This window comes from Mesorhizobium yinganensis (genome assembly GCF_040081985.1).
Classification (GTDB): domain Bacteria; phylum Pseudomonadota; class Alphaproteobacteria; order Rhizobiales; family Rhizobiaceae; genus Kumtagia; species Kumtagia yinganensis.
Window position 1 is genome coordinate 529,823 of the sequence record NZ_JBEBMH010000001.1, and the last position, 15,842, is coordinate 545,664.

The 15,842-nt window shown below is 65.5% G+C and carries 11 protein-coding genes; 10 read left to right on the top strand and 1 reads right to left on the bottom strand.

Features of this window, described 5'->3' with window-relative positions; translation table 11 throughout:
- The first annotated feature begins 88 nt into the window (after nucleotides 1-88).
- The 7 genes from ABMA59_RS02570 to ABMA59_RS02600 all read left to right on the top strand — a co-directional run bounded on the left by ABMA59_RS02570 (nucleotide 89) and on the right by ABMA59_RS02600 (nucleotide 11,623).
- On the top strand, nucleotides 89-1,561 hold the full coding sequence (locus tag ABMA59_RS02570) for a mannitol dehydrogenase family protein (protein ID WP_349003723.1): 1,473 nt from the start codon (nucleotides 89-91) through the stop codon (nucleotides 1,559-1,561).
- A gap of 1 nt (nucleotide 1,562) precedes the next feature.
- Nucleotides 1,563-2,741, top strand: a complete 1,179-nt coding sequence (gene uxuA / locus ABMA59_RS02575; RefSeq protein ID WP_349003724.1) for a mannonate dehydratase — start codon at nucleotides 1,563-1,565, stop codon at nucleotides 2,739-2,741.
- Between the two features lie 3 nt (nucleotides 2,742-2,744).
- Nucleotides 2,745-3,788 (top strand): Gfo/Idh/MocA family protein, encoded by a 1,044-nt coding sequence (locus tag ABMA59_RS02580; RefSeq protein ID WP_349003725.1) that lies wholly within the window; start codon nucleotides 2,745-2,747, stop codon nucleotides 3,786-3,788.
- A gap of 246 nt (nucleotides 3,789-4,034) precedes the next feature.
- On the top strand, nucleotides 4,035-4,376 hold the full coding sequence (locus ABMA59_RS02585) for a winged helix-turn-helix domain-containing protein (protein ID WP_349003726.1): 342 nt from the start codon (nucleotides 4,035-4,037) through the stop codon (nucleotides 4,374-4,376).
- 114 nt (nucleotides 4,377-4,490) lie between these two features.
- Entirely contained in the window at nucleotides 4,491-7,850 is a 3,360-nt protein-coding gene (locus tag ABMA59_RS02590) for a transglutaminase family protein (RefSeq protein ID WP_349003727.1), read from the top strand.
- 245 nt (nucleotides 7,851-8,095) lie between these two features.
- Nucleotides 8,096-10,495: a circularly permuted type 2 ATP-grasp protein gene (locus tag ABMA59_RS02595; RefSeq protein WP_349003728.1), complete on the top strand. Its 2,400-nt coding sequence runs from the start codon at nucleotides 8,096-8,098 to the stop codon at nucleotides 10,493-10,495.
- Between the two features lie 252 nt (nucleotides 10,496-10,747).
- Complete coding sequence (locus tag ABMA59_RS02600) at nucleotides 10,748-11,623, top strand: transglutaminase family protein (protein WP_349003729.1); 876 nt, start codon at nucleotides 10,748-10,750, stop codon at nucleotides 11,621-11,623.
- Here the strand turns inward: ABMA59_RS02600 and ABMA59_RS02605 are convergent.
- Nucleotides 11,533-11,820, bottom strand: coding sequence for a hypothetical protein (locus tag ABMA59_RS02605; protein ID WP_349003730.1), 288 nt, complete (start codon nucleotides 11,818-11,820; stop codon nucleotides 11,533-11,535). The two genes, ABMA59_RS02600 and ABMA59_RS02605, sit on opposite strands and share 91 nt — an antisense overlap.
- A 402-nt stretch (nucleotides 11,821-12,222) precedes the next feature.
- Between ABMA59_RS02605 and ilvD the strand changes: the two genes are divergently transcribed.
- The 3 genes from ilvD (at nucleotide 12,223) to ABMA59_RS02620 (ending at nucleotide 15,839) form a co-directional block, all read left to right on the top strand.
- Nucleotides 12,223-14,061 carry a dihydroxy-acid dehydratase gene (ilvD, locus tag ABMA59_RS02610; RefSeq protein WP_349003731.1) on the top strand — a complete coding sequence of 613 codons (1,839 nt, stop codon included), beginning with the start codon at nucleotides 12,223-12,225 and terminating at the stop codon, nucleotides 14,059-14,061.
- Between the two features lie 92 nt (nucleotides 14,062-14,153).
- Nucleotides 14,154-14,465, top strand: coding sequence for a hypothetical protein (locus tag ABMA59_RS02615; protein ID WP_349003732.1), 312 nt, complete (start codon nucleotides 14,154-14,156; stop codon nucleotides 14,463-14,465).
- Between the two features lie 150 nt (nucleotides 14,466-14,615).
- Complete coding sequence (locus ABMA59_RS02620) at nucleotides 14,616-15,839, top strand: MFS transporter (protein WP_349003733.1); 1,224 nt, start codon at nucleotides 14,616-14,618, stop codon at nucleotides 15,837-15,839.
- Nucleotides 15,840-15,842: the final 3 nt, after the last annotated feature.

Sequence of the window (15,842 nt, forward strand, 5' to 3'; positions counted from 1 at the left end):
GACTTTTGTTGCCTGACCAAAACTCCTGTGTAATAAGCGCCGGGCGGGACGGCTGGGAGGCGGCCCGGCCTTGTGGAGGAGCAGACGGATGGACGAACGAAACAGGCTCGGCGACGCCGCGCTGGGCAAGATCGCCGGTGCAAGCGTGCCTGCCTATGACCGCTCGGCGATCACCGAAGGCATCATTCATCTTGGCGTCGGCGCCTTTCATCGCGCGCATCAGGCCGTCTATGTCGACGACTGCCTTGGCGCCGGTGCGCGGGACTGGGGCATCGTCGGCGTCTCGCTGCGAAGCCCCGATACGCGCGACGCGCTCGGGCCCCAGGATGGGCTCTACACGATCGCGGTGCGCAGTGGCGATGGCGACGCGCTACGTGTCATCGGGTCGATGAAATCCTTGCAGGTCGCGCCGGAGGATCCAGAAGCGCTGCTTTCCCGCATGGCCGATCCAGGTATTCGGATCGTGACGCTGACGGTCACTGAGAAAGCCTATTTGCGCGGCGCCAATGGCGATCTGGATGCCGGCCATGCCGACGTCGCCTGGGACATCGCCAATCCGCAAAAGCCGCGCACGGTTTTCGGGTTCCTTACTGGAGCGCTGGCGCGCCGGCGGGCGGCAGGCGTTGCGCCTTTCACCGTGCTCTGCTGCGACAACCTGCCGACCAATGGCGAGACGGTGCGCCGGCTGACGCAGCAATTCGCGGCGCTTGCCGGCGGTGATTTGGCGTCGTTCGTCGAGAACCACGTTGCGTTTCCCTCGACCATGGTCGATCGCATCGTGCCGGCGACGACCGACAAAGACCGCGAGCGCGTTTCCGAAGCCCTCGGCGTCTTCGATGCCTGGCCGGTGATGACCGAGCCTTTCACTCAATGGGTGGTCGAGGAGAATTTTCCGACGGGCCGGCCCCGTTGGGAACAGTTCGGCGTCACCATGGTGAAGGACGTCGGGCCGTTCGAGGACATGAAACTCCGGCTGCTCAATGGCGCCCATTCCGGCATCGCCTATCTCGGTCTGCTCACCGGTTATCCGACGGTGGCGGATTCGTTCGGCGATCCGCTGATCCGCAGTTTCGTCGACCGGCTGTGGGCCGAAGCCGCGACGACCCTGCCGACGGATGCGGGGTTGGATACGGTCGCCTATACCTCAGCGCTGGCAGAACGCTTCTCCAATCCGGCGCTGCGCCACCGCACCGCACAGATCGCCATGGACGGCAGCCAGAAACTGCCGCAGCGTATCATCGCGTCGGCGCGCCTGCGGCTCAATGACGGTCAGCCGATCAGCAATCTGATGCTGGTCGCCGCCGCCTGGATATCCGCATGCCGGGAGCGCGGACGAAGTCTGCCCGCCGGTCACTTCACCGACCCGCTGGATGCGAAACTTGCCGAGATATTCGCCGTGACCGACGAGCCGGTTGAACTCGTCCACGCCGTGTTTGCGGCGGCTGGATTTTCAGGCGAGGGCGGTGAAGGACTGAAAGCGGCCGCGGCGCGGCACCTGACGACGATTTTTGAGAAGGGCGCGGCCGAGGCTGTTCTTGCCACCGTGCAGGAAGGGGCATGATATGAAACAAACGTGGCGCTGGTTCGGGCCGGACGATTCCGTAAAACTCTCGCATGTGCGGCAGGCCGGTGCTACCGGCATCGTCAGCGCGCTGCATCATCTCAATGACGGCCGCGCCTGGCCGATCGACGAAATCCTCAAGCGCAAAGCGGAGATCGAGGCGGCCGGCCTCGACTGGCCGATCGTCGAGAGCATCGTCCTGCACGAGGACATCAAGACCCGCACCGGCCGCTGGCGCGAGTATCTGGAAAACTACAAGGCCTCGATCCGCGCCGTGGCGTCCGCCGGCATCAAGGTGATCTGCTACAATTTCATGGCGATCACCGACTGGACACGCACCGATCTCGACTATCCGATGTGGCATGGCGGCACAGCTCTACGTTTCGACATGATTGATTTCTGCGCTTATGACGTGCTCGTACTGAAGCGGCGCGGCGCGGACGATGAGCATCCCGCAGAGCGCATCGAGGCGGCGCGCGAACGTCTTGCCGGGATGAGCGAGAGCCAGATTGCGAAACTCGAGCAGAACCTGATCGGCTGGGTGCCGGCGCGCGAATTCATCTTCGACCGCGAGAGTTTTCGCCGGGCACTCGACATCTACAAGGACGTTTCGCTGCAGGGTTTCCGCGAGAACCTGTTTGCGTTCCTGCGCGAGATCGTGCCGGTGGCGGAGGAGGCCGGCGTCAAGATGGCGATCCATCCCGACGACCCGCCGTTCCCGATCTTCGGGCTGCCGCGCGTCGTCTCAAGGGCTGCGGATGCGCGTGCCCTGATCGCCGCGGTCAAGTCAACTTCCAACGGCATCACGCTGTGCACCGGTTCCTACGGCGCCAATCCGGACAACGATCTGGTCGCCATGGCAAAGGAGTTCGCGACGGACATCCATTTCGCGCATCTGCGCAACGTGACCAAGGAGGGCGATTTCTCTTTCCACGAGGCGGAGCATCTGGAAGGCGACACCGACATGGTGCAGGTGGTCGCGGCACTGCTGGCCGAGGAACGCCGCCGCAACGCCGAGGGCCGCGCCGACTGGCAGATCCCGATGCGGCCCGATCATGGCCATGCCATCGTCGACGATATCGGCAAGAAGGTGAACCCCGGCTATTCCTGCATCGGCCGGCTGAAGGGACTGGCGGAATTGCGCGGCATCATGCGCACGCTGGAGAGTCTTCAGGCCTGAACCATGGCGAGGAAACGCATCGCCATCATCGGTCTCGGCATGGCGTCGGCGCCTCACGCCAGAAGCCTGCTCGACCTGGCCGACCGCGTCGAGGTGGCGGCTGCCTACAGTCCGACGCCGGCACGGCGGCAGGCTTTCGCTCGCGAATGGGGCCTGCCAGTTAGTGGCGATCTCGACGCGATCTTTTCCGATCCGTCGATCGGCGCGGTGATGGTGCTGACGCCGCCCAATTCGCATCTCAACTTCGTCGAGCGCGCGGCGGCGGTGGGGAAGCACGTGTTGCTGGAAAAGCCGCTGGACATCTCGATGCAGTGCGCCGAGCAGTTGGTCGCGGCTGCCGAGGAAGCCGGCGTGAAGCTGGGCGTGGTGCTGCAGCATCGTTTCCGCCCGGTGTCGACGGCGCTGGCCGCATTGATCGAGGGTGGCAGGCTGGGCGAATTGGTTAGCGCCTCGGCTAAGCTCGCCAACTGGCGTCCGCAAAGCTACTATGACCAGCCCGGACGCGGCACGAAAGCGCGCGACGGCGGCGGCGTGCTGTTGACCCAGGGCATCCATACGCTCGACCTTCTGATCTCGCTTGCCGGTCTGCCGGCCGAAGTCTCGGCTTTCGCTGCGACCACGCCGGTGCATCGCATGGAGACCGAAGATCTGGCGGTCGGAACCGTCCGCTACGAAAACGGCGCGCTGGGCACGATCCATGCGACGACGACCGCCTATCCGGGCCTGCCGGATTCCATCGAACTCATCGGCACACAAGGCACGGCACGCATCGAAGGCACGAAACTCTTCGCCGCCTTTCACGACGGCGTCCAGCTTGAGCACGACGACGGCGCGCTCGGCGGCGGGGCAGGGGCGGACCCTATGGCCTTCCCGCATCATCATCATCGTGCCGTGCTGGAGGATTTTCTCGACGCGATCGAAACCGACGATCCGGCGCGGCAGCCGAAGGTCAGCGGCCGCGAGGCGTTGAAGGTGCATCGCCTCATCGAGGCGCTGCTGCGTGCCGCGGAGAGCGGAAAGCGCGAGGCGATCTGCGCCCCGGTGTAGTCAGCCACCCTGCCCCTGACCTGGGGCGGGCCCCTCCTCATCAGGGCAGGAAGAGACGCCAAACTCGCTGTCGCCATGCATATTTTGCCCGACACGGCAATTTCCTTCCGACGCGGATTTCGTTACGGATTGACGATCCGGCGCCGGGGGAGGGCAGAGGAAGCGGATGATATCTTTGAATTCAGCGGCCGATGCATTACCGCAGGCGACCCTCCCGCTGCCCCCCGTTTCACGGTAGTTCAGACTATGCCTTCGCTCAGCCTGCGCATCAATCTCGACCCGGACGGGCGTATTGGCCCGGGCAAGATCGAACTGCTCGAACATATCGCGGCTTTCGGCTCGATCTCGGCGGCGGCGCGGCGCATGGACATGTCCTACAAGCACGCCTGGGACCTGGTCGAGGAACTGAACGTGCTTTTCGGCAAGCCGGTCGTGGCTGCCCAGACCGGTGGCAAGAAAGGCGGCGGCGCCCAGCTTACGCCGGTCGGGCTGGCCGTCGTCGCGCGCTTCCGCGCCATCGAGCGCGCCGCGCACGAGGCTGCCGGGCCACATATGGAAGCGCTGCAGCGCGAGATCGACGCGGCATGATCGCGGCGGTGAGTCCATCGCCATGGATGCCGCACTGCAATAAAGGCTTGGCGCAATTCGCCGATTTGTGGAAATGTGGCGTTCAGGCCCCGTCGAGAGGTTTTCGCGCCCCACATGGCAATACTGGCAGCCGTCTACCATCTGACGCATTACAAGTATGACCGCCCGGTCATCCTCAGTCCCCAGATCATCCGCCTGAAACCCGCGCCGCATTCGCGCACGAAGGTGCTCAGCCATTCGCTGAAGGTTTCGCCGCCAAACCATTTCGTCAACGTCCAGCAGGACCCCTACGGCAATTTCCTCGCCCGCTTCGTCTTTCCGGAACCGGTCACCGAACTGAAGATCGAGGTCGACCTCGTCGCCGACATGACGGTCTACAATCCGTTCGATTTCTTCGTGGAGCCGTCGGCCGAGACGTTTCCATTCGAGTATCCCGAGGAACTGACGGAGGACCTGTCCATCTATCGGCGGCCGGAGCCGGCCGACCCGCTGTTCGAAAAATTCGTAGCCTCGATCGACCGCACGCCGATCAATACGGTCAATTTCATCGTGGATCTGAATGCCCGCATCCAGCGCGAGGTGAACTATATCGTGCGCATGGAGCCCGGCGTGCAGACGCCGGACGATACGCTGTCGCTGGCGATGGGCTCATGCCGCGATTCGAGCTGGCTGCTGGTGCAGGTGCTGCGGCATCTGGGATTCGCCGCTCGGTTCGTGTCGGGCTATCTCATCCAGCTCAAGCCCGACCTCGTTTCGCTCGACGGGCCGGCCGGCACGTCCGTCGACTTCACCGACCTGCACGCCTGGTGCGAGGTCTACCTGCCCGGCGCCGGCTGGATCGGGCTCGATCCGACATCCGGCCTGCTCACCGGCGAGAGCCATGTGCCGCTGTCGGCGACGCCGCACTACCGCAACGCCGCGCCGATTTCGGGCGGTTTCACCGGCGATCCGAACACAAAAATCGATTTTGAGTTCGACATGCGGGTCGACCGCATCGCCGAGCATCCGCGTATCACGAGACCTTTCTCCGACGAATCCTGGGAGGCGCTGGACAAACTCGGCAACGAAGTCGACGCGGTGCTGCAGGCCGAGGACGTGCGGCTCACCATGGGCGGTGAGCCGACTTTCGTATCCATCGACGATTTCGAATCTGCGGAATGGAACACCGCGGCCGTCGGGCCGACCAAGCGCGAGAAGGCCGACACATTGATCCGGCGCTTGCGCGAAAAATTCGCGCCGGGCGGGTTCCTGCATTACGGCCAGGGAAAATGGTATCCGGGCGAGAGCCTGCCGCGCTGGACTTTTTCGCTCTACTGGCGGGCGGATGGCGAACCGGTGTGGCGCGACCCGTCGCTGATCGCGGCGGAAGGCGGTGGCGGCAACCCGACGCCGAAGGATGCGGAAATCCTGCTGAAGACGCTTGCCGCCGAACTCGGCGTCGATGCCGAAATGGTGGACGAGGCCTATGAGGACCCCGGCGAATGGGTGCTCAAGGAGGCAAAGCTTCCCGACAATCTCGATCCGGCGAACTCGAAGCTCGCCGACCCGGAGGAGCGCAGCCGCATGGCGCGGGTGTTCGAACGCGGGCTCACGCAACCCTCCGGCTATGTGCTGCCGATCCAGCGCTGGAACGCGCAGGCGGGAGGCCAGCGTTGGAAGTCCGAAAAATGGAAGACTAGGCGTGGCCGGCTGTTCCTGGTGCCGGGCGACTCGCCGGTCGGCTACCGCCTGCCGCTCGGCACGCTTCCTTACATCCCGCCGTCGCAGTTTCCGTTCATCGTGCCGGTCGATCCGTCGGTGCCGCGCGGGCCGCTGCCGCGCCGCGAAATGCCCGCAGCGGATGGGGCCGGTGGCGCCGACGAGATGGCCCACCGCCAGGCGGAGGCGTCCTTCACCGCCGCCACACCGCAGCAGGACATTGTCGAGCAGCAGCTTGGCGAGATCGGCGGCGCGGTGCGCACCGCGATCTCCGTCGAGCCGCGCGACGGGCGGCTCACCGTATTCATGCCGCCCGTCGAGGCGCTGGAAGACTATCTGGAATTGATCGCGGCAGCCGAGGAGGCGGCGCGCAAGACCGGGCTCGCCGTTCATATCGAGGGCTACGCGCCGCCGCACGACCCGCGCCTCAACGTCATCCGCGTCGCGCCTGATCCCGGCGTCATCGAGGTCAACACCCATCCGGCGTCGAGCTGGGCTGACTGTGTTGCGACGACAACCGCCATCTACGAGGAGGCGCGGCAGAGCCGGCTCGGCGCCGACAAGTTCATGATCGACGGCAAGCACACCGGCACCGGCGGCGGCAACCATGTCGTGGTGGGCGGGGCGACGCCCAATGACAGCCCGTTCCTGCGCCGGCCGGACCTCTTGAAAAGCCTGGTGCTCTACTGGCAGCGGCATCCGGCGCTGTCCTACCTGTTTTCCGGCCTGTTCATCGGGCCGACCAGCCAGGCACCGCGTTTCGACGAGGCGCGGCATGACAGTCTCTATGAACTGGAGATCGCACTGGCGCAGGTGCCGCATCCCGGCTCCGGCCTGCTGCCGCCGCTGCCATGGCTGGTTGATCGGCTGTTTCGCAACCTCTTGGTCGACGTCACCGGCAACACGCACCGCTCGGAAATCTGCATCGACAAGCTGTTTTCGCCGGACGGGCCGACCGGTAGGCTGGGGCTGGTCGAGTTCCGCGGTTTCGAGATGCCGCCCAATGCGCGCATGAGCCTGGCGCAGCAACTGCTGGTGCGCGCCATCATCGCAAGATTGTGGAAGAACCCGCTGGACGGCCGCTTCACCCGCTGGGGCACGGCGCTGCACGACCGCTTCATGCTGCCGCATTATGTCTGGCAGGATTTTCTGGATGTGCTGGAGGACCTTCGCCAGAACGGTTTTTCGTTCCGGCCCGAATGGTTTTTCGCGCAACTGGAGTTCAGGTTTCCGTTCTGCGGCGAGATCAGCCAGGCCGGCGTCAAGCTGGAAATCCGGCAGGCGCTGGAGCCCTGGCACGTCATGGGCGAGCAGGGGGCGATCGGCGGCACGGTCCGCTTCGTCGATTCCTCCGTCGAGCGGCTGCAGGTGCGGACGGAAGGGCTGAACCCGCAGCGCCACGCTGTGCTGTGCAACGGCCGGGTCGTCCCGCTGAAAGTCACCGACAACCGCGAGGTCTCAGTGGCGGGCGTGCGCTTCAAGGCGTGGCAGCCGGCGTCGGGCATGCACCCGGTGCTGCCGGTCAACACGCCGCTGACCTTCGACATCTACGACCGCTGGTCGGGCCGCTCGGTCGGCGGCTGCGTCTATCATGTCGCGCATCCCGGCGGACGCAACTACGAGACGTTTCCGGTCAACGCCAACGAGGCCGAGGCGCGCCGGCTGGCCCGTTTCGAGGCGACCGGGCATACGCCGGCAGCCTTCACGCTGTTCGAGGAGCAGCCTTCGGCGGATTTCCCGATGACGCTCGACCTGCGGCGCCCGGCGGGGGTGTGAGGGGTGATGGGAGGTTCTGAGTGGCAGTTTGGCGGGGAGGTTGCGCTCCTTCGCACCCCCCTCTGTCCTGCCGGACATCTCCCCCTCAAGGGGGGAGATTGGCCGGCCGCCTGGGTTTCGCCAACCGTCAGCGTTGCAGAAGGAGCGGTATCGCTGACGCTGCTAATCTCCCCCCTTGAGGGGGAGATGTCCGGCAGGACAGAGGGGGGGGCGCAGGAATGCGACGTGCGCTGTGAGGGTGCGTCATGAAAGCGCCTTCCGCCGCTTCCAACCGCAAGAAACATCTGCTCCTCGACGGCTATCATCCGCTTCCCGGCGTGCCGGACGAGATGGTGGATTCTTCCGGCAATCCGCGCCCCGTCTGGCGCGACTTCATCGCCGCGCTGGAAGATCTCGGTCCCGACGAACTGTCGAAGCGCTTCGCGCGCGCCGACCAGTATCTGCGCGACGCCGGCGTCTATTACCGCGTCTATGACAAGGTCGGGGCGAACGAGCGCGCCTGGCCGCTGTCGCATGTGCCGCTGTTGATCGACGAGGCCGAGTGGGCGGTCATCAGCGCCGGGCTGATGCAGCGGGCCGACCTGTTCGAGGAAATCGTCGCTGACATCTACGGCGGCAACCGGCTGGTGGCGCAGGGACTGCTGCCGCCCGGGCTGATCGCCTCCAGCGCCGAATATCTGCGACCCGTCGCGGGGGTGAAGCCGGCGGGCGGATATTTCCTGCATTTCTGCGCGTTCGAACTCGGGCGCGGGCCGGACGGCGGCTGGTGGGTGCTGGGCGACCGCACCCAGGCGCCTTCCGGCGCCGGGTTCGCGCTGGAGAACCGGGTGGCGACGACGCGCGCGCTGTCGGACATCTATGGCGAGATGCATGTGCACCGGCTGGCGGGTTTCTTCCGCCGGTTTCGCGGCGCGCTGGTGGAAGGGGCGGGGGACCCGGAAGGGCGCGTCGCCATCATGACGCCCGGGCCGCTCAACGAGACTTATTACGAGCACGCCTACATCGCCCGCTATCTCGGCATCATGCTGCTGGAAGGCGAGGATCTGACCGTGGCGGAAGGGCGGCTGATGGTGAGGACCGTGGCGGGCCTGCGGCCGATCAGCGTGCTGTGGCGGCGGCTCGACGCGGCCTTCGCCGATCCGCTGGAGCTCAACCCGGCCTCGCGCATCGGCACGCCGGGGCTTGCGCAGGCGGTGCGGCAGCAGTCGGTGGCGGTGGTCAACGCGCTCGGCTCCGGCATCCTGGAGACGCGGGCGCTGCTTGCGTTCCTGCCGCGGATCTCGCGGGCGCTGCGCGGAGAGGATCTGGCACTGCCGTCGATCGCCACCTGGTGGTGCGGGCAGGCGAAGGAGCGCGACCACGTTGTCGCCAATCTCGACCGCATGATGGTGGGGCCGGCGCTGTCGACGCGGCTGGCCTTCGAGGACGAGGCCAACACGGTGCTCGGCTCGACGCTGACAAAGGAAGCGCGCGAGGCACTGGTGCGGCGGCTGCGCGGGGAGGGCGGAAATTTTGTCGGCCAGGAGGCAGTTACGCTGTCGACCACGCCGGTGCATGTCAATGGCTGGCTGGAGCCGCGGCCGGCGGCGCTGCGCGTCTATCTCGCCCGCACGCCCCAGGGCTGGATCGTGATGCCCGGGGGCTTCGCGCGCGTCGGCGAGACGCAGGATGCGGCCGCGATCGCCATGCAGCGCGGCGGTCATGCGGCCGACGTCTGGGTGGTGGCGAAGGATGCGGTGGCGCGCGACACGCTGCTGCCCGGCGCCGGCGACGATTTCCGCCGCCGCACGCCCGGCAGCCTGCCCAGTCGCGCCGCGGAAAACCTGACCTGGCTCGGCCGTTATGTGGAGCGGGCGGAGGACACGGTGCGCGTGCTGCGCGCCTATCACGTACGGCTGGCCGAAACGGACGATCCCGACCTGCCCCTGCTCGAGGACGTGCGGGACTTCATGGAACCGCTCGGCATCGACATGGATGCCGCGATTCCGGTCGGCCTGCTCGGCATGATCGACAGTGCCATCTACAGCGCCGGGCAGATCCGCGACCGGTTCTCGCCCGACGGCTGGCTGGCGCTGCGCGACCTATCGCGCACGCTGCACAAATTTGCCGGAACTGTGGAGCCGGGCGACGATGCGACGCGCGCCATGACGGTGCTCTTGCGCAAGATCGGCGGGTTCTCGGGCCTGCTGCACGAGAACATGTACCGCTTCACCGGTTGGCGTTTCCTCGAAATCGGGCGGCGGCTTGAGCGGGCGATGCAGATCGCCCGCACGCTCGGCCGGGTGACGCGGGACGAGGCGCCGGACGGCGCACTGGACATGATGCTGGAGATCGGTGACAGCGTGATGACTCATCGAAGGCAGTACACGGTGCGGTCGGGGCGGCGCACGGTGGTCGACCTTCTGGCGCTCGATCCGCTCAACCCGCGCTCGGTGCTGTTCCAGTTGGAGCGGCTGAAGGACGAGATCGACCATTTGCCGAATGCCGGCGGGCATGGCCTGTCGGAGCCCGCCAAGGAGGTCTGGCGGCTGCATACCTGGCTCGCCACCAGGGAGGCTGCGGACCTCTCGCCCGAGGCGCTGGACCAGATCGCCTGGGATGTCGGCGGCTTGTACGACAAGATTTCGCAGGCTTATTTCGGGTAATTTGGCGTTGGAATCGATGGATATCCTAGTGGCCTTAGCACCCCCCTCTGTCCTGCCGGACATCTCCCCCTCAAGGGGGGAGATTGGCAGCTTCATTCGGTTCGCCTTTCCTGCAACGTCGACGATTGGCGAAATCCAGGCGGTCAAAGCAATCTCCCCCCTTGAGGGGGAGATGTCCGGTAGGACAGAGGGGGGTGCGACGGAGCGCGACCTCAACGCCGGGCGTCGCTTGCTTGCCGGCATTCCATCCTGATGCACTACGACATCCGCCTCTCGCTGCACTATGCCTACGACGCCTGGGCGGGCGGCGGGCGGCATCAGGTGCGGGTGCTGCCACCGACGATTCCCGGCGTCCAGCGGGTGGTCGCGGCATCGCTTTCCTTCGCTCCGACACCCACCGAGCGCTCGGATTTCACCGACTTCTTCGGCACCAATGTAACAGCCATCGTCTGCCGCGACGCGCATGATACGCTTGATGTAAAGATGTCGGCGCGGGTGATGGTGGCTCGTCCGCAGATCGGGCTCGACGTTTCGCCTACGGTTTCCAGGTTGAAGGAGGAGGTCGCCGGCGTGCTGACGCTGGCGCCGGATTCGCCGCAGCATTTTCTGGCTGCGAGCGACCATGCCGGCATCGATGCCGCCATCACCGCCTATGCGGCCGTCAGCCTCGGCGAGCCGTCGGTTCGTGCGCTGGCGCGCGACCTCTGCGGCCGCATCCACCGCGATTTCGTCTATGACGGGGAGGCCACCACCGTCGCCACGCACGCCAGCGATGCGTTCGCGCTCAAGCGCGGCGTCTGCCAGGATTTTTCGCATGTGATGATCGCCGGCTTGCGCGGCCTCGGCATTCCGGCTGGCTACGTCAGCGGTTTTCTGCGCACAATCCCGCCGCCCGGCAAGGAACGCTTGGAAGGCGCCGACGCAATGCATGCCTGGGTAAAGGTCTGGTGCGGACTGGAATGCGGCTGGATCGAATTCGACCCGACCAACGACATGCTCGCCTCCAACGACCACATCACCGTCGGCTACGGCCGCGATTATTCGGATGTGGCGCCGATCGTCGGCGTGCTGAAGACCACGGGCGGGCAGGAGGCGGAGCAGAAGGTGGACGTGGTTCCTGTCGGCTGAGACCGTCGGCTAGCCGTCAGCATTGCCTTGAGGTCGTCGGCCTTCTGCCAGCCCCGTTCGGCCAGCGACACCAGCAGCCGGCCGACGTTGTCGCGCTCCTCGCTGTTCGATGCTATGGCATTGGATCTGCAGAAATCGTCCAGCACGCCGGTGAGGACTGCAAGCTGCTCGGGACCGGCGATTCCGTTGAGACGCATGGCGCTTTCCTTCCCTGGTTCGGGCGAAAGCGTGATCGGCTCTTTCAAGCGCCCCCTTGCCGGGATGGATGGGCAGCGACCGGGTGATCATACATCGATCCGCAAGACTAGCTATAACCATTGACATAGCAGCCGTGATTTCTCGACGATCCTACGGCCAACAATGATCCTCTGGACGGTTAAAAAGTGTCGCCGTTGCGGATTTGCGGTGAAGCAAAGCCGGAATCTGCAGCCGTGGCGCCTTTGCAAGCCTTCCCGCCTTCGGGCGAGGGTGGCCGGAACATCCTCGAATGCGTACCGTACGTTACGGTACGCAATTTCCGTTGCTGATCCGGCCAAAACGGTCTAAAAAGCCTGTCGTCGCAGCGCAGGCTGCGAGCCCGCATCAAGTCGAGGATATCGATGCCAGCCTATCGCTCCCGCACCACCACCCATGGCCGCAACATGGCCGGCGCCCGCGGTCTGTGGCGCGCAACCGGCATGAAGGACGGCGATTTCGGCAAGCCGATCATCGCGGTGGTCAATTCCTTCACCCAGTTCGTGCCGGGGCATGTGCACCTCAAGGATCTCGGCCAGCTTGTGGCCCGCGAGATCGAGCGGGCAGGGGGCGTCGCCAAGGAATTCAACACCATCGCGGTCGACGACGGCATCGCCATGGGCCATGACGGCATGCTCTATTCGCTGCCCTCGCGCGAGGTCATCGCCGATGCGGTCGAATACATGGTCAACGGCCACTGCGCCGACGCCATGGTCTGCATCTCCAACTGCGACAAGATCACGCCCGGCATGCTGAACGCCGCCATGCGCCTCAACATCCCGGCGGTGTTCGTCTCCGGCGGGCCGATGGAGGCCGGCAAGGCGATGGTGAAGGGCAAGCTGCAGGCGCTCGACCTGGTCGACGCCATGGTGATGGCCGCCGACGATCACTACTCCGACGAGGAAGTGCAGACGATCGAGGAAAACGCATGCCCGACCTGCGGCTCCTGCTCCGGCATGTTCACCGCGAATTCGATGAACTGCCTGACCGAGGCGCTCGGCCTGTCGCTGCCTGGCAACGGCTCGACGCTGGCGACGCATTCCGACCGCAAGCGGCTGTTCGTGGAGGCGGGGCATCTCATCGTCGACCTCGCCCGCCGCTATTACGAGCAGGACGACGAGAGCGCGCTGCCGCGCAGCATCGCCACCAGGAAAGCGTTCGAGAACGCCATGGCGCTGGACATCGCCATGGGCGGCTCGACCAATACGGTGCTGCATATCCTCGCCGCCGCGCATGAAGGCGGCATCGACTTCACCATGGACGACATCGATGCGTTGTCGCGGCGCGTTCCAGTGCTCTGCAAGGTGGCGCCCGCCAAGAACGACGTGCACATGGAAGACGTTCACCGCGCCGGCGGCATCATGGCGATCCTCGGCCAGCTCGATCGCGCCGGCCTGATCAACCGCAGCGAGCCGACTGTGCATGCCGTGACGATGGGCGATGCACTCGATCAGTGGGACATCAGCCGCACCAACTCCGAGAGCGTGAGGCAGTTCTTCATGGCCGCCCCTGGCGGCGTGCGCACGACGCAGGCTTTTTCGCAGTCGAACCGCTGGGCCGAGCTCGACCTCGACCGAAAGGCGGGCGCCATTCGCTCGGCCGAAAACCCGTTCTCCAAGGACGGCGGTCTTGCCGTGCTCAAGGGCAACATCGCGCTCAATGGCTGCGTGGTGAAGACCGCCGGCGTCGATGAATCGATCTTGAAGTTCATCGGTCCAGCAAAAGTCTTCGAGAGTCAGGACGCTGCCGTGAAGGGCATTCTCGGCAACGAGGTCGTCGCCGGCGACGTGGTCGTTATCCGCTACGAAGGGCCGAAGGGCGGCCCCGGCATGCAGGAAATGCTCTATCCGACCAGCTACCTCAAATCGAAGGGGCTCGGCAAAGCCTGCGCGCTGCTGACCGACGGTCGCTTCTCCGGTGGCACATCCGGCCTGTCGATCGGCCATGCCTCGCCGGAAGCCGCGACGGGCGGCGCCATCGGACTGGTGCGCCAGGGCGACATCATCGAGATCGATATTCCGAACCGCACGGTCAACCTGCGCATCTCCGACGAGGAACTCGCGGCGCGGCGCAGGGAGCAGGATGTTTTGGGCTGGAAGCCGGTCGAAAAACGCAAGCGCAAGGTGACGACCGCGCTGCGCGCCTACGCCGCCTTCGCGCTCAGCGCCGACAAGGGCGCGGTGCGGTTCGTGCCGGAGGAGTAGGACGACCCGTCCGTCGGGACGATCGCGTGGAGAATCATTGCCCGGAACCGTCCGGCCCCTCTATGCTGTGGCGACAACGCAGGAGGCACGCGATGGACGAACCCACTGGCTGGCGGCACATGAAAAGCGCGCCGAAGGACGGCAGCCGCATCCTGGTGACGGTCCGATCCTCGGAGCAGGGTGGGGCGGAGGTCGATGTGGCGTACTGGGCGCGCGCCGACCAGTTCGGCATAGAGGGGTGGCGGGCCGCCGATTCGCATCCTGGCAATATCGTCGGCTATGCCGACCCCGAGCTGAAATGCTGGATGCCGCTGCCGAAAGCCAACACCGGCGGCGATGTTTCCGGCATGCCGGCCCCGTGGCAAGGGGAAGACGCGGAAGAGCTTTTCGGTTCGGGGATCTAGCGCTTGCCTAAAATCCTCTGACCCAACCGGCTGGGCCAACTGCCACAATCGCTGCGGGAAGTTTGGGAATATGGGCTGACCGTTCCCTTGGATTTTCGCGCGCGCCCTGCGCCCGCGACCCGTGACCGGTTCGCCGGCGAGGACGATGACATGACGGACGTTACCGCGCCGGCCGCAAAGGTCTCGGCACAAAGCAACACGGTCTTCGCGATCATTCTCGCGGTGTCGTTCTGCCACATGCTCAACGACATCATGCAGTCGTTGCTCGCGGCCATCTATCCGATGCTGAAAAGCGATTTCGGCCTGTCCTTCTGGCAGATCGGCTTGCTGACGCTCGCCTTCCAGGTGACGGCGTCGCTGCTGCAGCCGCTGGTCGGCATATATACCGACAAGCGGCCGATGCCCTATTCGCTGACGCTGGGCATGGGCTCGTCGATGATCGGCCTGTTCCTGCTCGCCACCGCGCACACCTACTGGATGCTGGTGGTCGGCGCCTGCTTCATCGGCGTCGGCTCGTCGATTTTCCATCCCGAATCCTCGCGCGTGGCGCGTCTCGCCTCCGGCGGCCGTTTCGGCCTGGCGCAATCGTTGTTCCAGGTCGGCGGCAATTTCGGCCAGGCGCTGGGGCCATTGCTCGCGGCCTTCATCGTCGTGCCGATGGGGCAGGGCAGCGTCGGCTATTTCTCGGTCGCTGCCATGCTCGGCATGGTCATCCTGTGGCGGGTCGGCAACTGGTACGGCAGCCATCTGCGCGCCACGGCCAAGCGGCCGAAGGCGCCGATCTCGGTGAACCTGCCACGGCGCACGATCGTGCTGGCCCTTGTGGTGCTGACGCTGCTCACCTTCAGCAAGAACATCTACACCGCAAGCATTTCCAGCTATTACACTTTTTATGTGATCGAGCGCTTCGGCGTGGACGTGCAGATGTCGCAGTATCTGCTGTTCGTCTTCCTCGGCGCCACCGCGCTGGGCACGGTGCTGGGCGGGCCGATCGGCGACCGCTTCGGAGCGAAGTTCGTCATCTGGTTCTCGATCCTCGGCGTGCTGCCGTTCACGCTGGCGCTGCCCTATGTGGACCTGACGTGGACGATCGTGCTGTCCGGCATCATCGGCCTGATCCTGGCTTCGGCCTTCCCGGCGATCGTGGTGTTCGCGCAGGAACTGCTGCCCGGCCGCGTCGGCATGGTCGCCGGCATCTTCTTTGGCTTCGCCTTCGGAATGGGCGGTATCGCGGCGGCGGTGCTCGGCGTGCTAGCCGACGTCAAGGGCATCGAATATGTCTACTGGGTCTGCTCGTTCATGCCGCTGCTCGGCCTGCTGACGATCTTCCTGCCGTCGGAGAAGGTTTTGCGCGCCAAGACGGTGCACGCGTAACCA